The organism is Pseudomonas sp. NY11955 (assembly GCF_048068035.1).
Classification (GTDB): domain Bacteria; phylum Pseudomonadota; class Gammaproteobacteria; order Pseudomonadales; family Pseudomonadaceae; genus Aquipseudomonas.
Window position 1 is genome coordinate 213,100 of the sequence record NZ_JBLUPS010000008.1, and the last position, 20,449, is coordinate 233,548.

General features: G+C 57.2%; 16 protein-coding genes. 5 read left to right on the plus strand and 11 right to left on the minus strand.

All coding sequences use genetic code 11. From position 1 onward, the window contains the following. The first annotated feature begins 806 nt into the window (after positions 1-806). Entirely contained in the window at positions 807-1,490 is a 684-nt protein-coding gene (locus ACNFBR_RS17010; RefSeq protein ID WP_416736002.1) for a VRR-NUC domain-containing protein, read from the plus strand. A 127-nt stretch (positions 1,491-1,617) separates the two neighbouring features. Then, positions 1,618-2,367 (plus strand): hypothetical protein, encoded by a 750-nt coding sequence (locus ACNFBR_RS17015; RefSeq protein WP_416736003.1) that lies wholly within the window; start codon positions 1,618-1,620, stop codon positions 2,365-2,367. Positions 2,368-3,090: 723 nt separating this feature from the next. Here the strand turns inward: ACNFBR_RS17015 and ACNFBR_RS17020 are convergent. The 8 genes from ACNFBR_RS17020 to ACNFBR_RS17055 all read right to left on the minus strand — a co-directional run bounded on the left by ACNFBR_RS17020 (position 3,091) and on the right by ACNFBR_RS17055 (position 12,145). Further along, complete coding sequence (locus ACNFBR_RS17020) at positions 3,091-4,347, minus strand: HNH endonuclease (RefSeq protein ID WP_416736004.1); 1,257 nt, start codon at positions 4,345-4,347, stop codon at positions 3,091-3,093. A gap of 152 nt (positions 4,348-4,499) precedes the next feature. Then, entirely contained in the window at positions 4,500-4,670 is a 171-nt protein-coding gene (locus tag ACNFBR_RS17025; RefSeq protein ID WP_416736005.1) for a hypothetical protein, read from the minus strand. Between the two features lie 223 nt (positions 4,671-4,893). Further along, positions 4,894-5,514, minus strand: coding sequence for a thymidylate kinase (locus tag ACNFBR_RS17030; protein WP_323600678.1), 621 nt, complete (start codon positions 5,512-5,514; stop codon positions 4,894-4,896). Beyond that, complete coding sequence (locus ACNFBR_RS17035; RefSeq protein WP_416736006.1) at positions 5,511-7,013, minus strand: hypothetical protein; 1,503 nt, start codon at positions 7,011-7,013, stop codon at positions 5,511-5,513. Before ACNFBR_RS17035 ends, ACNFBR_RS17030 begins: the two co-directional genes overlap by 4 nt. 331 nt (positions 7,014-7,344) lie before the next feature. Then, entirely contained in the window at positions 7,345-8,970 is a 1,626-nt protein-coding gene (locus tag ACNFBR_RS17040; protein WP_307945410.1) for a GTPase, read from the minus strand. Next, positions 8,957-10,810 carry a dynamin family protein gene (locus tag ACNFBR_RS17045; protein WP_307945413.1) on the minus strand — a complete coding sequence of 618 codons (1,854 nt, stop codon included), beginning with the start codon at positions 10,808-10,810 and terminating at the stop codon, positions 8,957-8,959. Before ACNFBR_RS17045 ends, ACNFBR_RS17040 begins: the two co-directional genes overlap by 14 nt. After that, positions 10,807-11,274, minus strand: a complete 468-nt coding sequence (locus ACNFBR_RS17050) for a hypothetical protein (RefSeq protein ID WP_416736007.1) — start codon at positions 11,272-11,274, stop codon at positions 10,807-10,809. Before ACNFBR_RS17050 ends, ACNFBR_RS17045 begins: the two co-directional genes overlap by 4 nt. A gap of 25 nt (positions 11,275-11,299) precedes the next feature. Next, the gene (locus tag ACNFBR_RS17055) at positions 11,300-12,145 is read right to left on the minus strand and encodes a GTPase domain-containing protein (protein ID WP_416736008.1); all 846 of its coding nucleotides are present in this window, start codon (positions 12,143-12,145) and stop codon (positions 11,300-11,302) included. A gap of 1,210 nt (positions 12,146-13,355) precedes the next feature. Here ACNFBR_RS17055 and ACNFBR_RS17060 point away from each other — a divergent pair. Beyond that, positions 13,356-14,111 carry a DUF3944 domain-containing protein gene (locus ACNFBR_RS17060; RefSeq protein ID WP_416736009.1) on the plus strand — a complete coding sequence of 252 codons (756 nt, stop codon included), beginning with the start codon at positions 13,356-13,358 and terminating at the stop codon, positions 14,109-14,111. 489 nt (positions 14,112-14,600) lie between these two features. On the opposite strand, the gene ACNFBR_RS17065 is transcribed toward ACNFBR_RS17060, so the two are convergent. Both ACNFBR_RS17065 and ACNFBR_RS17070 read right to left on the minus strand, forming a co-directional pair. Beyond that, positions 14,601-15,548 carry a FecR domain-containing protein gene (locus tag ACNFBR_RS17065; protein ID WP_416736010.1) on the minus strand — a complete coding sequence of 316 codons (948 nt, stop codon included), beginning with the start codon at positions 15,546-15,548 and terminating at the stop codon, positions 14,601-14,603. Further along, positions 15,545-16,060: a sigma-70 family RNA polymerase sigma factor gene (locus tag ACNFBR_RS17070; protein WP_186703469.1), complete on the minus strand. Its 516-nt coding sequence runs from the start codon at positions 16,058-16,060 to the stop codon at positions 15,545-15,547. Before ACNFBR_RS17070 ends, ACNFBR_RS17065 begins: the two co-directional genes overlap by 4 nt. A 186-nt stretch (positions 16,061-16,246) precedes the next feature. Between ACNFBR_RS17070 and ACNFBR_RS17075 the strand changes: the two genes are divergently transcribed. Further along, entirely contained in the window at positions 16,247-18,682 is a 2,436-nt protein-coding gene (locus ACNFBR_RS17075) for a TonB-dependent siderophore receptor (RefSeq protein ID WP_225935664.1), read from the plus strand. Positions 18,683-18,881: 199 nt separating this feature from the next. On the opposite strand, the gene ACNFBR_RS17080 is transcribed toward ACNFBR_RS17075, so the two are convergent. Beyond that, positions 18,882-19,316 (minus strand): PRC-barrel domain-containing protein, encoded by a 435-nt coding sequence (locus ACNFBR_RS17080; protein ID WP_014861612.1) that lies wholly within the window; start codon positions 19,314-19,316, stop codon positions 18,882-18,884. Between the two features lie 595 nt (positions 19,317-19,911). Between ACNFBR_RS17080 and ACNFBR_RS17085 the strand changes: the two genes are divergently transcribed. Then, on the plus strand, positions 19,912-20,427 hold the full coding sequence (locus ACNFBR_RS17085; RefSeq protein ID WP_416736011.1) for an MgtC/SapB family protein: 516 nt from the start codon (positions 19,912-19,914) through the stop codon (positions 20,425-20,427). Positions 20,428-20,449: the final 22 nt, after the last annotated feature.

Below are 20,449 nucleotides of genomic sequence, written 5' to 3' on the forward strand. Positions count from 1 at the left end.
GGCAGGGCAGTGGGACTATGACCCTGCACAGCAGTCCATGATGCCTGGGTTCGAGCAGTAACACCCTTGTAACCCAAAAAACTACCAGCCTCGCCTGTGCGGAGCAATTGGAAGCAGCTAGGTTTTTTGCGCTACCGGCGCTGTTGCTGGCAGCAGCCGGCGTCATTGAGGTTACGACTGAAGCATTCGATACCCCGACTGATGCGCAAAGACCGGCCATGTACAACTACCTTCGCGGGGTAATGCGACTGCTTGTGAACCTTGTGTTCTACATCCTGCCTGATACGGTCGTGGTTACCGACCAGCAATGATTCTCAACTGCTGTCGCCGATGTCCGAGAAATTCGGCGAGTTGGCCGTGAACCGCTGTACAGACAGCCGGAGCTGTAGTGGTTAAAAATTTTTCGAATAGGTTTGCTCGAACAGTACCTAGCGTGGTTCGCCGGCCGGGTTGCGGAAGGCTGCGACTAGCTTCTTGGTGGATACGGTGGCGCCCATGTGAAGCTCTCCTGAGAAGTGGGTAGAGCCCATTTTCAGGTGTGTTCTGGCGTATCAGAACCCCGCACAGGCATAGTTTTTGGTCCACACGTGGCTGACTTTTTGTCTGTGCTTTTGCCTTTGGCCTGATGGATCAGGCAGTCGAATATGCCTATGATCCACTCCCTGACTGCCGGCCCGAACGAGCGCAGGACAGTGGTTGAAACCTTGTCTTGGGCGAGTGCGCCCCTCGGCCGCAGTGTCTCTACTGCGCATCATTTCCCGCGCTGACTCAGCACCTTAAAAACTCAGATGGAAGCGGAACCCGTCATGAAGGCACCTAAGGCAACCCTGGCTCAACAGTGTGAAAGCATCGGTTGGAAGATCACCGACCTGTCCGCTCGCAAGCATGACAAACGCAGTTGGTCGATCGATGGTGGGCCGCCTGGACTGCCGGAGGAAATCGTTGGTCAGACGTATGCCGACGCGGGAGCGCGGGTGAGCTACTGCGAGGGCGGTTCTGCTCTGCTCCTGCTGAAGGCTGCAGCTCTGGAGACGCTGGCCAAGTACAACAGCTTCAACGACAGAAACGATGCTGTGGTTCGGTTCCTGGAAGCGCAAATGACCATCCAGGCCGAGCACACCGCTGAGATTGTTGAAACCGTCCGGACCATTAAACCGAATGCCCTGGCCCGCAACGTTGCTGAACTGGCGGATAACGCGCATCTGCGAAACTATTTCCCACGTGTCCGGCATGAGTTCATGCTGGATCTCTACCAGAGAATCGGTAACGACAAGCTGGCGCATCTCATGGAGGTCTTCTCTGTCGCGCCATACGACTACCGAGCCGGCTGGCCTGATCTGATGGTGCTCACTGACGACGAAATCAAGTTTGTAGAGGTGAAGACCAATGACAGGCTCCTCGATACCCAGATCCGGTTTGCAACCGACATTGGGAAGCCGATGGGCTTTGACTGCGAGGTCGTGCGCCTTACCGCGATCAAGAGCAAGTAGGGCGTTCCCCCGCCAGCGTCGAACCGGTGCACTGTGCGGTAGGGGCGGTGCAAGCCCATGCTTCAATCTACAGGTGGAAGAAGGGCTAAGTGGTACCAACAAGCAATATGCTCGAGCAGGAGGCCCAATGAGCAACAAATCAGTAGTGCCAGATGATCTTGAGCAGCTAGCCAAGCCCTTGCTTGATTCCGCCGGCAGTGTGGGCGTGGCCATGATTGAGGCTGAGCTAGTCAGCTTTTCGGAAGGATGCTTTGTGCTGCTCGATCCGGCAGCGATGGCTGCAGCGATATCACTCGATCGCCCCGCCTTGATTTTTTACTCCCAACATCACTTCGATGCACGAACGACGATCAGTATCGAGATAATCAACGCCGGCGGGCGGGAGACCTCGCTCAATCGTAAGAATGCGCTCAGGCCGACCATCGATGAATGCCTTGAGGTTCTGCCTGAAGCGTTCAAGTCCAGGGAAGGGTTCGTCCACCGACTGAGGTACGCCTACTCGGTCCATGGCCTGGCCAGGCTCTGCGTGTTGGATGGCGACTGGTACGATGAGTTGACCGACTACCTGGGCGAGTTCATCGAAGGGCACCAAGACAGGTTTGCGGCTCAGGTCGCAGCCGATGCTGCGAAGCTGGAGTCAGTGTTCGAGGCTTTGGCCATCGAGATTGCCGATGATGAGCGATTCGTGAAGGCGCGTGGCCTTAGGAAAAAAGGATTGCTCGTAGAGTCCGTTTGGGGTGATCGAATTCCAAAGGACGAGCAATCCAGGGTCACCCGCCTTGCCCAAGGGGAAGATCCGCAGGATTGGAATTTTGTGCATGTGGTCAGGCAAGCAAGCGATATTGTTGAAAAACGTCAGTTCACTCAGTCGGATTAGTCACGAAGCCTGGTCGGACTCTGTCTCCAGTCAAGCCATCTATTCCTTTCGTCGCGATCTATTGGGGCTAATGATTCTGGGGGGCGCGTGCGTGGTTTGGGTCTACCGCAAGGCGAACGACAAATAGCGGCGGGGCTGACGTCGCCCCAACTAACTGTGACGTACTCCGCAACATCCTCGAACCTCGTGAGAGTTCAATGGGCTTTGCCCACACCTCGGGTGTCGCAGCCATATCACCCAGATAGCGACAGGCCTTCGCTCAACGGTGATAATGCCTAGAAGGGGCACTCCTGGCTCGCTGGTTCATGGGCAGCTCCAAGCCGCTTGCACAGCTCTCCGGCCCTCGCCCTAGCCACTTCATTGAGTGCCGCCTGCAGGACTAGCACAATCAGTTCTTCCTCGCCGGCAGCGTACAGCCCGCCACCGATGTCATCGTCATACTCTTCTCAGTGATGACCGCCACCTTAATGGTAGGCCTTCATCGTGCTGGCACGCACACCCTCTCCCATAAACAGACTCAGATAGATCCAGGTCCAGGTCTCTAACGTTGGGGACGCTGCCGACGAAGAGACCAGCCGGCGCATTGAGGGCAGGTCTGCCTCCGCGCCTGCAAATTCGGACCAGTGAAAACAGGTTTTTGTGAGCCCAGCCTCTTCGGCCAGGCTGGCCGCGCGTGCAGCGAAGCCCGGCATCCTTCAAGTGGTTCGGCTAGCCCGACCCTGGCTAGCGTGCCAGTGCCTTAAAAGCACGGTAGTGTGTTTCGAGGAACAACAGCCTGGGCCTGGGCGAGAAACTGAACAGTCGTATCCCATGATAGGCCCTGTACACAGGGTCATCGATGGAGTTAGCGACCACCACCTCGAGGGTTTCCGGATTGATCGACACTAGGTGCGCGTCGAAGAGCCTATGCAGGTCTACCCGGAGCAATAGTCCATTGCTCACATCATCCGACTGATCGCCCCTGTACGGGATGACGTGTGCGGCCTCGACCAGGGCGCTGATGTCGCAGCCGCTGATGCAGCACCTCCCGCCATATCGCGTAATCACGCCTTCGCGGAAATTCGCCTGGCCAGTCCTTACGACAGAAACCTGTGCGCGCATCGTCCGCCGATCGGCATGCAGCAGCTCGAGCTCCCGTGAAGGCAGGGGAGCTGTCAGGGATCCCGCGCCAGGATTCTCTAGAGGAAGCGCATTGGATAGGTCAATCACTAGCTCGTGGGAGAGCATCGCCCTGTAGCTAGGTTTGGTCGTCGATTCGGTCTTCAGGGCGCGGAGGATGGCCAGCGTTTCCGCCGCGGCTTCAAGTGAGGCGAAGCTGTCAGGACGGTTATCCCAAGCTTGTCGCAGCGCGTCGATGCCCAGCTCCCGAACCGCGTGCAGGTCGTACAGGTTCGCGTCAGCGCTGCCGGCGTCAAGGTCAAGCGCGGCGTCATCAACTAAATCAGTCAGTGAAGCCGGCCTTTGTTCTTCCATGTCACGGAACAACGCTACGACCTCTGGGTGCCAAAGGTAAGCGGTTTCGCCGGCGTAATAGTCGTCGGTACCGGTGACGAGACGGTAGAGCGCGTAGAGCTCCGCCGCGGCCTCCACAGAGCCACAAGACTCTGTTCTGTAGACCCAGGCGGCAGCTATGTCCTCTTCAGTGAACTCCAGTAGATCTGCCACCTCCAGCGCATAGAGGTATCGCGGTGCTTCAGCCGGCGAGGGACTGTAGACGTGTGGCCCAGGGTCGTGAAGCGCGAGTTGGGGGCGCGGAGAGTCATCACCCAGAAAGGGTAATGGCAGGGTTAGCCCGTCATGTAGCCAAGCGTTGAACCGTTGCTGGCGCAGTTGCTCGATGTCGACCTGCAGGTACTGGTCAAAGGATCGAACGTGATTTACCCACTCGAGGTAGCCGTGAAGGCGCTCTCGCGGCCGAGGGAAGGGCTTGAGCGGCCTTCGCTTGGAGATTTCAGGTGGGCGCCTACTTAGGGTTGTCATCAGTGTTCCGTCACCGCATTCGGAGTGCAACAGTGTGTGGTGATGGAAGTATCGGTCAACGGGGAGGGTGTGCCTACTGTTGTTTCCAGATCCACTGAAACACCGCGACACGGTCGGTTCGTCTCAGGCTGAGCATTCCGCTCAGCCCGGACTCAGTAGATGCTGGTGCACCGCACTTGGCGTCTTTGGGTGAGCTTCAAGCCACCCTCGATGGTGGTTCCCAGCCCTTTCTCAACCAGGCTGTTGAGGTATCGGGCCTTTACACCTTGCTCAAAGGCATAGAGCTCCTGGCTTTGCCGCTCTGTTGCCAGGCGGACGATCAAGCCCTGCTCTTGAATTGTTGGTGCAGGGCTCATTAAGGACAAGCTAATCCGCTCTCGGTCGAGAGCAGCAACTCCGATCGGCTGTGTTCGACCCAATATTTGCATCCGCTTAATTAGTCTGCTTGGATTGGAGGTGTCTACGAAGTCAGGGGCGCTTCACAGCAAATCGCCGGCATTCCAACTGGTAGGATCGTAGTTTCCAGCAGCTCGAATTTGAGTTTGGCTAGGAACGCGATCTACCAGCAGCTATCGCGCTGACAACAAGGTCAGCCGAGACTTCGACGGTGCCCACGTTTTGGCAGGTAAACCATCCATACCCCTCTACAGCACGTTCGAATGCCGCGGAGCAGGCTTCATGCTCGCTGTAATTCTTGATTACCACACTACTTAGGCCCCTGGCGCGACCGGCAGCCCGTTCCCATGATATTTTCGGTGGTGCTAGAACGCCCACGTGCAGGTCTGGCGTCACCACGCTGCGATCGAGGTTCATCCTAAGAATGTCCGGAAAATTAACGAGTCGTCGAAACGCAGCGTCTGACGGATACCAACGGTCGATAAGAACAACCGCGTTATCCGTTTGCTGCAACACTACATTGCTTGAGATCCAGGCTCGGCCATCGGCAAGACGCTCACAAATCAGAAGCTCCAAGTCAGTGCTCGGGTTGGCCGTAAGCGACTTGATCATCTCCAAGGTTTCGGGTCGATAGGGATCGAGTTCCTTTTCACACAGCTGGATTACCTGGTGCGTGCCGCAGGCGCGTAATCGCTCGGCAACCGCATTAAGAACTGTGGTCTTGCCGGTAGCCTTCGGACCGTCAAAAGAAACAAAGAATGGAACCGTCAAGTGGCAACCTCCCCTGACTCCTCAGGCTTCGCACCAGCCATTTGGGAAGGTTGTCCGCTGATACTGCCGTCTCTGTAAAGCGAGATACCCACACAGCCGCTGGCACGGGCCTCAAGAATGGCCACCGCGATGTCATCTATTGTACTGTTGGCCGGCAGGTTAATCGTTTTTGAGATGCCTCCATCAATGAATGACTGAAAGGTAGCTTGGGTACGAATATGGTCGGCCGGACTCAGATCGTGCGCGCGCACCATCGCTTGGCTGATTTTGCTCGGTATCAGCTTGAGATCCTCAGGCTGAGCACCATTCATCAAAGACATGGCAATTTCATCGATCATGGATTCAGACAAGCCGTGCTCGCGTAGTAGTCGGCGGAGCGTGGGTTGAACCTGGTTAATCACGCGACCCTCGACGGTCTGGCGGGAAACATAGCTGAAAAGAGGTTCGATACCGCCTGATACGTTACAGAGTAAGCTGAGGGTCCCGTTTGCGGCGATCGCCATCAGCGAAGCATTTCGGCGCAGCGGCTCGCCGACTCGAAGTAGGGTAGGGTCACAGCTACCGCGGGTAGAAGCCAATGCTTCGCTAGTAGCCTTGGCGGTAGCCTGTACCAGGCCCATGATAGAGGCAGCGAAATCCAGCGATTCCGAGCTCCCATACCGTATTCCCATCATCAGAAGCGCATCGGCGAAGCCCATAACGCTGAGCCCGATCTTGCGGCTCTGCATGCACCGTTCACCGACGGTCGCCGAAGCGTGGTCCTGAATGTCGTGGAGGTTGTCGAGGCATCGAACGCCTATCTCAACCGCGGCCTTGAACCGATCAGCATCGAATACGCCTCGGGTGACAAAGCGAGAAGCGTTTAACGAGCCAATCAAAGATGACTCGTTTTCCCGCAGCAATGACTCCCCGCAGACGTTCAGGATCAGGCGCTCACCATTGGGCGACCGCAGTGACTTGTGCTCGCCAAATGCAATTGCTGGCCGCCCAGTGTCGTAGATCGAAGAGCACACGGATTGCCAGATTGCTACCGCATTCGGCAGTTGCTGATCCAGGGCCGCGAAAAAAGCTCCGTCCAATTCGACATTGGTATGAGTTATCTCCAAGGAACTGCTCATGTCGATGAAGTGGCTGACAAGCGGATGGTCAACGTGAAGTGTGACTGCGCTATGTGCCTTGCGCTTGCGATTAGGATTCAGCGCCGCTGTCTGGTTTTCAATGAACCGTGTCATAGCCACAGGGTCGGCAACCGATGTCAGGTCGTATCCGATACCTCCGCAACCATCATGAATCCTACCAGCGACAGCCATGGCCTCGGCGTCTACCGGTGGGGCCAATACGTGACAGGCGAATAGATTTGCAGAGCTCTGGCGCTCACTGTTCATCATCACTGGTGAATTGGGCAGAAACGCACCGTCGCTCAAGAGCTGGTGGAGCTGCTCACCTAGGGCGAATGCCTCAGCGTCAGAGGTGTGCCGACGCTCAACATCGGTGAACATGCGAACTACCCGGCGAGGAAGGTCGGCCCAGTCACAACTGTCAGTATTCTCAAAGAAGCGAGGTGCGAGCACATCAAGGTAGGGGTTTTCGTGCGTCCAAGCCGGGCTGGTAGGACTGGCGATTGTTCTAGTCTGATCCATAGATACCTGATGACCCCTTAGCGGGGTTCAACTCCTGTTCTAGTTGTGTGAGGGCACCACCGTCTAGCCGGTGACAAAATCCTTGGTATTAGTTGCTATCGGCATCAAAGGGATAATGCTGAGGAGGGAGCTGTGAGCCTGAGATCCCGCCCAGGCTACCCGAGTCGTCTGTACGCGCCCCTTTACCGAGTCAATACGCTTGACGTAGTGCCAGCAGGGCTTCTTCGAACAAATGCTGGTCTCGCGTCTGTTCTTGCCCGCTCTGCACGAGCAGCGCGCGCTGGGTCACCATCCATTCATCGATCGGCTTGAAGACTTCCCCAATCACCAGAGCAATCTGGTTCAGATAGGCTTGGCGCAAGTCTTCGACAAAGGTACTGGCCGCATCCTCGACTGCCTTGGTCTGGCGATCCAGCGCGGCCTTTTCGGCCTTTTCACTGCTGATGGCCTTGTAGATACCGTAGATGGCCATCCCTGCCTGTAGCAGCGGGCCAGCCCAGCGTCCTGCCATAGCGGCCCAACGCTCCATGGTCTTTTTGCCGATCCCCTTGAACAAAGTGGGTAGCAGCTCTTTGCCCAGCTCCAGCGCTTTCTTCACTCCTTGCTCTGTCATCGTTTTCAGGTCACCCATGGGCATCTTGCGCATGGCGTCCTTGAGCGCTGGCGACAGCCCACTGTCGTCACTGCCGTTGCCCTCGCGATTCACGCCATTCACGCAAGCGTGAGCAGCACCGAAGGCGCTGTCGGCCAACGTCTGGCCAATGTCTTCAAGTTTGCGTTGGGTGGCCGGCAACTCGTTATTGAGGGCGGTCATCATGTCGGCGGTCAGCGCTGCGATGACTTTTGAGGCGCCGTCTTCCATGGCCTGCTCAGCCTGTTCAGCGGGTTGCCGGTGTGCATCGTTGATCAGCGCTACGACACTCGACTTGGCGCGTACGCAGCGGCTGTCGAGGTGATGACGCAGCACGCTCTGCAGCCGGTCACGTTCGCTGTCGATCTGCAGGCGGGCTTTGTCAAGTGCCTGCGCCTGCTCATTGCCGCCAGCCTGATGCAGGCGCATCAGGGCCAGTTCAATGGCTTCTTGCAGGTCTTTGTGGCAGGTTTTGAACATCACGCCACGGTCACTGCTGGCAAGGAAATCGCTTAGCGCCTGTTCCAGTTCGAGGATGCCACTGAACTCCACCAGCGGCTCCTTGCTTTCCACTCGGCCGCGCAGGGCCGCCTTGGCATTTACCCAGTGAATCGGCACTTGCTCTAGGATATCGTCAATACCATAGGGGAGGGCGGCGTTCTGCAGATACTTGCGCAGGTTGTCGTTGATGCTGAAGAAGTCGCGGCTGTCGTGCTGCACGCCGGCCTTGTTGTTGACGACCAGCATCACTCGGCGCCCGGAGCCAACAATTTTCACCAAGCGTTCCCAGGTGGTGGCCTCGTCGATCGTGCCGCCAGCGGCCACCACGAACAGCACCACTTCGCTGTCCTGCAATTGTTGCGTAGCAACTTGTTCATGCGTGATCGGTGCATCGATCCCCGGCGTGTCCAGGAGCACGTATCCCTGCCAAGGATATTCGGCCACCACCGAGGTTTCCGGGTGGTCGGCCATGGGCGCTTCGGCACGGCCCATCAGGGCGTTGAGCAGCGTGCTCTTGCCCGCGTTGTAGAGCCCATAAACCATGATCTGCGCACGCACACGTGCTGCTCGGCTGTGCAAAAGCTTGCCCAACTCGCTGACACGTTCGGCTGGCAACCAGCGCTGGAGTGGAGCATTGACGTTGTCGTAGGTGGCGAGTACGCGAGTGAAATCAGGCAGGGCCATGATCGAATTCCTTGCTAATGTCGTTGATCTGTTGCGCAGCGAGATCGTCCAGGTTTTGCAGGGCCTGGCTGAGGCTCGACAGCCAGGTCGATACATCGACGAAGCACAGCGCATCGAGCTGGAGGTAGAGCTGCTTGAGGCGCTCTTTGGCGTAGTCGATGAAGTGTTCGCGCGTAGACAGAGAAACTTCGTCACGGTTGTCGCCGACGATGATTTCGAACTCGGTCGTCTCATCGAAATGGCCGCCTGCGGCCCCGCCGGCCTTGGCGCCCATCCAGCCCCCGAGGGCTGCACCGATGAGCCCGAAGATGATGGTTCCGGCTCCCGGCGCTAGCAACGTACCAAAGGCGGCACCGGCCTCAGCTCCACCCCAACCGCCGAGCCCGCCGCCTCCGGCCTTGCCGATGCCTTCGTTGCGCCGCGATTGGTAGCTGACGCTGCGCTTACGCGCTGCAAATCCCGGTAGCGCCTTGTCAGCTGGCGCCACGCTCTGCGCGGTGTGGCCCAGATCTTCGAACTTCTGTCCGATGGGCTCGCAGAGTGCTCCGGCGCACTCAGCGAATTGGCGGTCGAACAGTACCCAGCACGCGTCGGAAAATCCTTGGTCGTTCAGCGCGTATTGATCGGCCAGCTTGTCGATCTCCATGGGCAGGCGCTGCTGTAGTTGGGAGAGCACTCGTTCGGTGTTGTTTTTCAGCTCTTTGCGCGCTTTGGCTAGTTCGCTCTGAAGCTCACTCAACAGCGCCTGCTGTAAACCAATCGACTCGCGCAACTGGCGGCAGAAGGCTTGCAGATTCTTCGACGGCACTTGCTGCTTGATCTGCAGGCCTTCGGCAACCGCAAGGCGACCGATCTCTCCCGCAAAGTCGCCCAGGCCGCTGGCTTGCCAGCGCTCTTGCTGTTCTTCAGCGGGGCCTTGCTCGGCGTAGCAGGAGGAGATGGACTGAACCTTGAGATCATCCAGCGAACAGTCGGGAGCGAATTCGCGCAAGGCCTGGATGAAGTAGCCGATTTGCAGCTGGCGTGCGCTGTCGCTTTTCATGATCAGCGTCTCGACGACCTCACCGTCGTCATTCACGTCCACGTCATTTTCGTCGCTGCCGGTGAGCAGCACGAGCATATTCTTGTCCCTTTGCAACAGCGCCCTGGCCTCGTCCAGGTCTGAGCGCCGGCCTGGGCTTTCAGATTTGCTGAGAAACACCACCAGGTCGGCGGCATCGACGTAGTCTTTGGTCAGCTCGCCGTTGCCCGCGTTGACCGAATGTAGCCCAGGCGAATCGACCCAGGTCAGCCCTGGCAGGCGAAAGCCTTGGATGGCACTGGTGGCTTCCACGACATCGACGCCGAAACAGCCGTTTTCGCGGATTTGCGCATCGCTGGTCTGTTCGCACAACTGCGTGGACGTTTCGCTGAAAAACTCAGGCTTGGGCTGCGCCCGGGCGATCAGTTGCGCATCGGGTTCGGTGCGGCCGTAAGCCAGGTAATTGCCCAGCGAAGACTTGCCAGCCTTGACCTTGCCGAAAACAAACACCAGCAGAGAGTCGCCGAATTTGCTGCGAAACTGCGTGTTGCGTTCGTAGGCCCTGACGTTCTTGATCCAGGTATCGAAGCGCTCATCCAGATTATTCTGGCAGGCCTTGGCAAAGGTCAGGAAGGGGTGGTCGGGCGCCAGCCCAGAGCGGTTCCAGGGCGAAGTTGTGCGAATCTGCTCCAGTGCATCCAGAGCATGCTTAAGACGCGCTTCGCGTGCCTCGACTTGGCGTTGCACATCGCTGAACCCTTGCGCGACCTGAGCAAAGACTTGCAGCAGTTCGCTGCGGTTGGCGGGAGTGCAGGTCATAGCGATCTGTCCAGAAGTTGTCGTTTCAAGCGTTTGAGGCCTTGAATTTCAGCGCGCAGGGCTTTGGCCTGGCGCTCGCGCTCTAGCCATTGAGGGCTGAATCGGGTATTCGGTGCCAGCAGGCGCAAGGCCTTGAGTTGGCCTTGCGCTGTGGCTAAAGGCGGGCTGGCGACGAACGCACGGAGGCTTTCTATGCTCACGCCGGCGTGGCTTTTGCCTGAAAGTATGAGGTCGGCCTTGTGCGAGGTCATCAACTCGCTTAGCTGTGCGTCGATGTCCTTAGTGAGCCGTTGGTTACGCTGCGTCTGGGCGTCATCCCTGTCTCGTTTGCGCGCACGCGCTTCGGCCTGTTCGCGCGATTTGGCGCGAGCCTGGCGTTCGGCTTCTTCCTTTTCCTTTTCACTGTCGGAATTGACCACCGCTGCGACAACGGTGCCGATCACGGGTATCAGTAGCCACCACATATTGAATCTCCTTGCGTGGAATCGATCAGTCGCGCGCCAAGCCATGGCTGACCGAGTCGAAGAGTCGTTCGACACTGCTCTGCAGTTGCGCCAACTGAGCGGCCTGCTTGCCCTCGAGCTTGACCAAACGCTTTCTGCGCTGGGCAATTTCTTGGTCGAGGATATACTCCAAGGCGTCGCGGCGGTGCTCGTCGCGCTCGGCGCGCTGTTTGTTCAGGCCCCGTTCAAACAGCCCCGGATGCGCCTGCAGATGCTCGCGCAGAGGGTCGAAACCGCTCAGTTCGCACAGCTTGGCGCTGCCCTTGCGCACCCCGTTGCGCAAGGTGGTGAACGAAGTTGCGAAGGTGGCTGGCACAGTCCCGAACAGCGACTGCAGGATCTTGCCGATCGCTTGCTCGCTGACTTCCCGCTGGGTGACGCTTTCGACATGGGTTAGAACCACCACCAGGTGGCGCTCCAGATCCGGGCGACGGCGCTTGAGTTCGTACAAGAAGGCTGTTTCGATTTGTTCAAGCGTGGCGGTACGCAAGTTGTGCACGAACAAAATAACATCGGCATTGGCCAGGCCTAACCACGCGAGTCGATCATCCTCCTCGCAGGCATCGATTCCCGGGGTATCTAGATAGAGGCGTCCCTCATGTTCTAACGTCTGTAATTGTGTGGTTGCCCGTATTTCCTTGGTTTCAAAGACTTCCGTTTCAATGTGCCCGGTAAGGCCGTTGAGCAGTGCGCTCTTGCCCGCATTCATCAGTCCGCATACGACAATCCGAGGTGCCGGGCCAAGGCTTTTTGCCTCTTCCAGCTCCGAGCGCAGGCGGCAGAAGTCAGGGTGTTGCTGTGTAAGCTGGATCAGCAAATCGTCGTCCGTCACCTTTCGCTCCATGTATTGGATCCCGTTTGCTGCATAGCATGGCGATGAGATGACTAACTGGCAACTGGCTACTAGTCGGCCTAGCGCAGGCTCTGCATGGGGCAATCATGCCACTGGCACCCGAACTCCAGCATCCTACGTGTGAGCTGCTGACGTTCTGGCAACGCTTTGAAAAGCGTCGTAGTGATGTCTGAGTTCAGCTTGGCAAGCTACACCTGCGACAATGATTGCACAGGAGGTATCGCTCGGATGTTCACGTACTTGAGCAGAAGAGAGCATCTTATCGACCTACTTTCACTCTAATGTTTGGGAACCGCAGCGGGTGAGCTTTTGAGAGGGAGAGTATTGGACCTCAGATTGGGGGCATCGTTTTCAAACCATCCAAAGCATGCCCTCAAATATGCCCCAAATTTAGCAATTAGCTGGAAGTAAATGGCTATTCGAGGCTAGAAAAACGCAGAAATGATCAGCTAACAAGCATGCGCGAAACCCCTAAAGACTCTCAGAGTCGCCAAAGAACATTTTGACTAGGCTCTAGGACGGTAGTTTCAGGATGGGATTTTAAAGCTATGCCCCCAATTTTGCCCCCAGTCTCAGCGGGTGCATAGGTGATCGCGACTGGCGATTTCTGACACGGACCAGGGTAGTCTTCAGCGGCCTTCAGTGTACGCCAGGCTCGGCTTGTTCGGAGCATGCCTGATGATTGGTTGCCTAGTGCACGGCGCCAAGCGCGTGGTAGGACTTCACCGCGTCCGTGCGAATCTGTCACTTCAACTAGATTGCCCGCTCAACCCGCGCGGCTGGTGTGCGTAAGCCGTAACTGGGCGCGCTGCACGTAGCGTTTGGGAGCAGTGATGGCGCCGGCTTCGGCTGCCACGATAGTCATGACGGCTGAACAGCAATGAATTAGGCCAGGTTCGCACTACTGCTCGTCAAGCGGCTGACTAATCGCCAGATGTCCGCATCCAACTGCTTTGCGAATTGTGGATCCTGGATGGCCGCTATCGACCTATAGCTGTCCTTGGCGGAGGCCGGTTACAGGCCAGGATAGATGCGAGCATCGTGTCTCTGTTCGGTCTTATCAAGCGGGAGACTTCCCGGTTTCCCCTGCTCTTTTAAAATCAAGGTTCCGGAATGGCCGCCGATAAGGGCAGAGCATTACGGCCTTTTACCGTATGCCTGACACACTGATCAAAGCATGGAGCGAGATATGGCATATAGAGACGATCCGGATTTGAAATTCCTGGGTTCGATGGATTCCAGCGACCTGAATGATCTGGTCTATTGCTTGGTTTATGACAAAGACGGTAGCTCGCGGCTGACCGAAGAGCTGTCTACGACGCCCGAATATAAGTCGCATTATCCTGACCACAGACGTTACTGGCAGCAGATCGCCGCCGAGATCCAGTGTTTCGGGGGGAACACGATTGCCACGATGCTCCGTGGTGGTAAAGGTGTCTTGTACCGTGAGGTACTGGAGGATGTCTGCGGCAAGCTCAAGGTCAACTACAACAAGGGCTCGAGCATCGACCTGATCGAACAGAACCTGCTGAGCAAGATTTTGCGCGACGCGCTGGAAAAGATGTCCGCCGAAGAGATCAAGGCCTTGGGCGAATCCATTGGCCTCAAGAACACCAACCTGTTTACGGCGGAAGCGATGTTTGGTGTATTCCAAACCGTGTTTCGGGCAGGCGGCTTCAAGTCGTATCAACTGACGGCGATTGTGGTCAACGCCGTCCTCAAGGCGCTCATCGGTCGCGGCCTGAGCTTCGCTGCCACCGGCACGATGATGAGAACGATGGCGGTCATCACCGGGCCGATCGGCTGGGTTGTCACCGGAGCGTGGACTGCCGTGGACATTGCCAGTCCAGCCTTCAGGGTCACCATTCCGACCGTTATCCAGATCGCCGCACTTCGGCAGAAACAGGCTTACGGCGCAGCGGCTGAACAGGTTTCGTTTGGTTGACTCACTGTCTATGGATCTGTAAGTGTCCGGCGAACTCATCTTCCGAGCTTCAGCATTGAAAGCAAGTGTTGCCCATGTATTTGAGTGGACACCATTGACCTTAATGCTGGAGTTCGGAAGGTGAGTTCGCCGGACGTTTACTTTGAGCAGGCTGATACCACTTGTGAAGCCCTGCGTCTGATTTTCACGCAATAGCACCGTCGCGGGAATCGTCCCCCAGCAAGGCTCGCCCTGCCGAGTCAGTGGCCAGCAGGCTGTACTGGTGTAGGTTCAGGGAGCGCCCGTTGTTGTATTCCACATTCCGCTGGGTTCCCTCAAACACGAACCCAATTTGCGCTATTGGTGACTGACAGCTATGGGTCGAGAGCAGCTAGTCACGACGGACCGCTATCGACCCATAGCAGTCATTCATGGAAAAGAGTTGGGGCCAAGAGCGAACCATGAGAGCCGATGATCGTATGAGGCACGACCTTTCAAAGTCGCGAATCATCAAGCCGGCAGGATGCGCGTCCAGTAACGGGTAAGTTGCTGGATTCGGATTGGTAACGAACGGGCGATAGTGTTCAATGTCAGCTCAATATTACCAAGCGAATACGAACCCGACACCCGCAAATGGCTGACCTCGGGCGCGCAGCCAAGATAGCCGGGGCAATAGCGCTGCAACTCATCGATCAGCATGTCCAGCCTCCAGCCTTCCACTTCCAGCCGCCCCTGGGCCCAGGCCTCTTCGCCTCTTTTCAACGCCTGCGAGCCCCTCAGTCTCTGACGATCAAAAGTCACTGATTGTCCTTGCTCGATCACGACCACATCGTCAGCCTGCTCAGGACGTACCGCCACGGCATGCTCGTAGACGCTAAGACGCGTCAGCCCGTTGAGCTGGCGCACGGCGAAACGAGTGCCCAAAGCGCGCAGCTCACCTTGAGCACTGCGTACCAGGAACGGTCGGGAGTCTTTGCCTGTTGTGACATGAATTTCCCCGGCTCGAAGAATCAGCAGGCGGGTGCTGGCGTCGAAGACAACATCCAGCGCAGTATCGGTATCGAGCACCAGCAAGGTTCCGTCAGCAAGTACCTCTTGGCGCTGTTCGCCGATGCGGGTTTTAACGTCGGCCATCCATTTTGGCGCAATGCCATATCCCTGCCATGCCAATGAACTCGCCCCGGCACCCAGCAGCAGCCCTTTGAGAAGGGTGCGGCGATTTGGGCCGCTTTCGCGCAGGGTGGACTTTTCCATGACGTCCCAAGTCAATTGCTGCGGCATGCGGCCAAGGCGTGCCTGCAATTCGGTCAACTGCTGCCATGCCCACTCATGCTCCGCACTTCGGCAGTGCCAACGTTGCCACTGTGCGCGCAGTGCCGGGTCATCAGGGCTCGCGGACAGTTGCGCGAACCACTGCGCAGCATGGCGAAGCGCTTGGCGCTGGGCGTCGTTGGTCACCACGGGTTGTGCACGAAATACAAGAGGCATCGTTCGGTGGCTCGGGCCATGTACTTGGTCACTGAGCTGGCGGACACCTGTAGTTGTTCCGCAATTTGAGGGTAAGTAAGCCCTTGCACCTGCGACATCAGAAACGCCGTTTTCGCCTTTACGCCCAGGCCGTCAAGCATGCGATCCAGCTCCAGAAGGGTCTGGAGTAGGGCAAGTCGTTCCTCGGCCGAGACTTCGAACGACTCAGGTTGTGCTGCGAGCACTTCGAGATAGGCACGCTCCACTGACTGGCGGCGAAAACTGTCGATCATTACCCGCTTGGCGATGGTTACCAGGAAATGACGTGGCTCATTGAGCGTGGCCGCCAGGGGTTCACGGCGCTCGGCGAGTAACACGCGTACAAAGGTGTCTTGGGCAAAGTCGGCCGCCGCTTGCGAACACCCGGTGCGCTTGCGCAGCCAGCTTATCAGCCAGGGTTGATGGTCGTTGTAGAGCGTCGCGATAGGGTTGCCAGACGACATGTCGGTGCCAAGCAGAGAATAAGAATTAATCTCAATATAGTAAAATGGTGGCCTGAGGGCAATCGACTTTCGGGCCAAAACAACGGAGCCAAAAAATTTTCAAAACGCGTTGTCACTTTGCCCCCGGCAGCGCGACTCCTTTTGCAGATACCTCATAAAACGCCGACAACCGCATTAGGAGAAAGCATGCAGCATCCCCTTCCTGGCATGTTCACCGCCAAATTGAACACCCAAAGCGCGCTGTACCTTGTCATGTTTGGTGTATCGGTGTTGATGGCCACTCCAGCACTTACCCGTGCTGCCGAAAGCCAAGAAACAGCTCGTACGCAGCATCAGCAGGAGTTTGCTATCGAGGCCGGATCGCTGGCTACCGTATTGAACCGCTTTGCGACCGAAGCAGGCGTTGTCTTGTCGTTTGACAACGGGCTTACCGAAGGTAAGCAAAGCCGGGGCATCAACGGCCGTTACAGCATCGATCAGGGCTTTTCGGTCTTGCTGAGCGGTTCTGGATTGCAGGCGGTTGCTGGTGGGGGTAACAGCTACGTGGTATTGCCGGCCACTCCGTCGGGCTCAATGCAATTGGGCGTGACCAACGTAACAAGCTCGGGGCTGGGCGCCATCACCGAAGGGTCGAGATCCTATACGACCGGTAGCACCAACACAGCAACGAAGATGAGCCTCTCGCTGCGAGAAACACCGCAGTCAGTCAGTGTCGTCACGCGTCAGCAAATGGATGATCAAAACATGCAGTCCCTCGAAGACGTTGCCAGGGCTGCCACGGGTATCAATACAACCAAGGATTTCGGTACCGAACGATCACGCTATTTCTCCCGGGGTTTCCAGGTCAACGACCTGCAATACGACGGCGTACCGACCAGCATTTCCGAAAGCTACTCGATGGACGTGACCTCTGTTAACAACATGGCCATCTACGACCGGGTAGAGTTTGTGCGTGGCGCCAACGGCCTGATGCAGGGTGCGGGAAACCCTTCGGCGGCCATCAACTTGGTGCGTAAGCGGCCAACGGATACCTATAAGCTCAAAGCAGAAATCGGCGGCGGCTCCTGGGATCATTACCACAGCCAGATCGACGTGAGTGGGCCTTTGAACGAACAGGGCACGCTGCGGGGCAGGACCGTACTGCTATACGATGCCGGCAATAGTTTTGTAGACCGTGCCGACAAAGAAAACCAGTTGTTCTACGCCATTGGCGAAGCCGACTTGAGCGAAGATACGACGGTAAGCCTTGGGACCGTGTTGCAGAAGGATTATCACGGCGGTTATGACTGGGGCGGCTTGCCTACTCAACTCAATGGCCGCTTCTATCCACTGTCGCGTTCGGCTTCTTTTGCGCCAAGCTGGGCACATCTGAACAAAATCAATCGCACGGTATTTGCTGACATCAAGCATGCGTTCAATGATGACTGGAAACTGACCGTCAATACTAACTTCATGTGGTCGAATGCCGATTTTCTCGGGCTCTACGGCAACAACATTGGTAACGACCAGTTCCGGCTGGCCACCAACGATACAAAATACGACGACGAACAAATCAGCCTTGATGCCGCGCTGAACGGTGCATTCTACCTGCTCGGCCAGCGCCACGAACTGGTGTTCGGCGCTAACGCGCGCAAAGACCGGTTCATCAACGAGTCGCGCTACAACAACAACCCAAGCGTGGTCGATATTCTTGATTTTTCCCCTTCACAAGTGGCTTCGCCCACCTACAGCTACGAGCGTATCCAGTACCGCAACGTACGCAAGGACAAAGGGCTTTATGCCGCCACCCGACTGAACCCCAGCGATGATCTGCATGTGATCCTGGGCAGCCGTTTCAGCTGGGTTGACTACACGTCTTCTGACTATGAAGACCGTTTCAAGGAAAATGGAAAAGTCATACCCTATGCTGGCGTCGTCTATGACCTCACTGACGATGCCTCGGTTTACGCCAGCTACACCGAGATTTATCAGGTTCAAAGCAACTACGACATCAACAACAAACTGCTCAACCCCATCACCGGCAGCAACTACGAAATCGGCCTCAAGAACGAGTTCTACGACGGGCTGCTCAATACGTCTGTGGCGGTATTCCAGGTTGACCAAAGCCACTTACCCCAAGCGGTTGTTGGCGCACCACGTATCTGCGGGCCAGGACGTAGCTCAACGTGTTACGAGGAGGGCGGCAAGGTCCGCAACCGAGGATTTGAGGTAGAGGCTTCTGGAGAAGTTCTCCCCGGTTGGAACGCCGTGCTCGGATACACCTACAGCCACCCTGAATATATTGGCGGAACCCGTAAAGGTACCGACTACGCCACCGAAACCTCCCCGCGCCGGTTGGTTAAACTTGCGACCAATTATCGTTTGCCCGGCGAGCTGGGCGATTGGCGTGTAGGTGGTAGCCTCTATCATCAGAGCAAGGTCTATCTAGGTAATGTGGAGCAGGGAGCGTACAACCTCGTCGATCTGAACGCTAATTACCAGATCAACAAAAACCTGAGCGCGCAGCTGAACCTGAACAACGTGTTCGACAAGCATTATTACTCCGCCATCTATAACTCGAACCTGGGCAATTACTACGGCGAACCACGTAACTTTGCCGTGACGCTGCGGTACGAAAACTGAAAGATCTGGTCTCGCCAGCAATGTGGTTTGCGGCGAGATTGCAAATATGCACTGAGCATGGACCTACCACCCTATGCGAGTGGCTGCTACGGGTCGAAAGCGGTCACTCGCGAAAAGGGCACCTACCGACCCAAAGCCGCCTGTCACGACCCTCTTGCTCAGGATAGGCTTGGCCGGGAGCCCGGCCAAGCAGGGCCCATCACAGCCGGGGATCGCTTTCCCACGTGGTGCCGTAGTAGTCGTGGATACCTCTGCCCCAAGTCGGATCGCTCATGTTTGGCCAGTTGTCCTTATCGAAGCCTGGGGCGTTCTTCAGGCGGTCCTTGTCGGCATCAAGGACGAAGCGCTTGTTCACCGTATCCAGGCGCAAAGCAGCCCACGGCACGGCGAACAGCTTTTCACCCATCCCCAGGAAACCGCCAAACGACAGTACAGCGTAGGCAACCTTGCCGCTGGCGGTGTCCAGCATGATTTCCTTGATGTCACCCAAGTCTTCGTTTTGCGTGTTATACACGTCGTTGCCGATGAGGGTGTCCGCGCCCATTAGCCGCGGCCCCGGGCCGCGGTCTCCCTCGGCAGTGAAATCGGTCCGTCCCTTGTACATACCGTACTTGTCGCGTTCTTCGAAGTTCATAATGCACTCCTGGCCAGTGGCCACAGGCAGTAGAGCATCTCGACTCTTGGTTCAAGGCTGCTCGGGTAACGCCGGCGGCAATGTCGGCGTCATCTGACGTTTTACAACCGCGCGACATCCCTCGAGCATTTAGCAAGGCTCGTACGAGAAGCGGGCGGGACAGCGAGCGACGGAATAGGACACTAAGCTACGACAGCCTGGATGCGTTCTGTGGCGCTCAGAATAGGAGAGTGGTCAGCATAAGCAGCCGTTCGCTATTTGCGACCAGCGGTGGGACATGGAGTCGATTGAAGCGGCTGCGAATGGCCGCCAATTCGGTCTGAACGCCTTACCGACAGCACAGCACGCGCCGAGAACATCTACGGCGACCTGCGAAACTTGATGCTGACCGTCAATTGCAGAGACGAACAAGAGGTTTGCCCGCCAATACTGCAAGGCGACCACTTGAGCGTTCGATGCAGCAAACTTGCAGTGCTCGCAGTCACACACTGTAACTGCCTCCGGAAGACCCGGCCATGCCCATCGAGATCGCAAAAACGCCTATCCGCGTACGCGTCAGCAGAGGCCGAACGTGTAAACGGCCCGGACCCCATCCATGGATCTGATCTGGCAAACAATCCAGGCCGAATTCGCCGATATTGGCGATGAGCGCGAGATCGTGCGAATTCTGGTACGGCTGGTGATGGCTGCCGTACTGGGCGCTGTTCTAGGCTTCGAGCGAGAGCACAAGGGCAAGTCCGCCGGGGTGCGCACGCACATGCTGGTTTCGTTGGGCGCGGCGCTGTTCGTGCTGGCACCGAGCATGGCAGGTGCCGATGCGCAGGCGCTCAGCCGGGTGATTCAGGGCATCGTCGCCGGTATCGGATTTCTGGGCGCGGGCACCATTCTCAAAGGCAATGGCCAGGACACCAGTCATGTCAAAGGCCTGACCACAGCTGCCGGGTTATGGATGACGGCTGCCATCGGTACGGCAGCGGGGATGGGACGCGAAGCCACGGCGCTGGTCAGCACGGTGCTGGCGCTGTTGGTGCTGGGCACGATGCCTTTGCTGGTGGACAAGGTTGAAGGGCAGGACGAAGAAAAACAGAAGGAGGAGGGCAAGAAGCACTAAGGGGCGTGAGTCGCCCCCGGTA

Coding starts and splice junctions, on each gene's coding strand:
- ACNFBR_RS17075 (WP_225935664.1), top strand. CDS start 16,247: ATGCAGCATCCCCTTCCTGGCATGTTCACCGCCAAATTGAACACCCAA.
- ACNFBR_RS17035 (WP_416736006.1), bottom strand. CDS start 7,013: ATGTTCACCGATGTTGAGCGTCGGCACACCTCTGACGCTGAGGCATTC.
- ACNFBR_RS17080 (WP_014861612.1), bottom strand. CDS start 19,316: ATGAACTTCGAAGAACGCGACAAGTACGGTATGTACAAGGGACGGACC.
- ACNFBR_RS17040 (WP_307945410.1), bottom strand. CDS start 8,970: ATGGCCCTGCCTGATTTCACTCGCGTACTCGCCACCTACGACAACGTC.
- ACNFBR_RS17085 (WP_416736011.1), top strand. CDS start 19,912: ATGGATCTGATCTGGCAAACAATCCAGGCCGAATTCGCCGATATTGGC.
- ACNFBR_RS17060 (WP_416736009.1), top strand. CDS start 13,356: ATGGCATATAGAGACGATCCGGATTTGAAATTCCTGGGTTCGATGGAT.
- ACNFBR_RS17070 (WP_186703469.1), bottom strand. CDS start 16,060: ATGTCGTCTGGCAACCCTATCGCGACGCTCTACAACGACCATCAACCC.
- ACNFBR_RS17050 (WP_416736007.1), bottom strand. CDS start 11,274: ATGTGGTGGCTACTGATACCCGTGATCGGCACCGTTGTCGCAGCGGTG.
- ACNFBR_RS17020 (WP_416736004.1), bottom strand. CDS start 4,347: ATGACAACCCTAAGTAGGCGCCCACCTGAAATCTCCAAGCGAAGGCCG.
- ACNFBR_RS17010 (WP_416736002.1), top strand. CDS start 807: ATGAAGGCACCTAAGGCAACCCTGGCTCAACAGTGTGAAAGCATCGGT.
- ACNFBR_RS17045 (WP_307945413.1), bottom strand. CDS start 10,810: ATGACCTGCACTCCCGCCAACCGCAGCGAACTGCTGCAAGTCTTTGCT.
- ACNFBR_RS17015 (WP_416736003.1), top strand. CDS start 1,618: ATGAGCAACAAATCAGTAGTGCCAGATGATCTTGAGCAGCTAGCCAAG.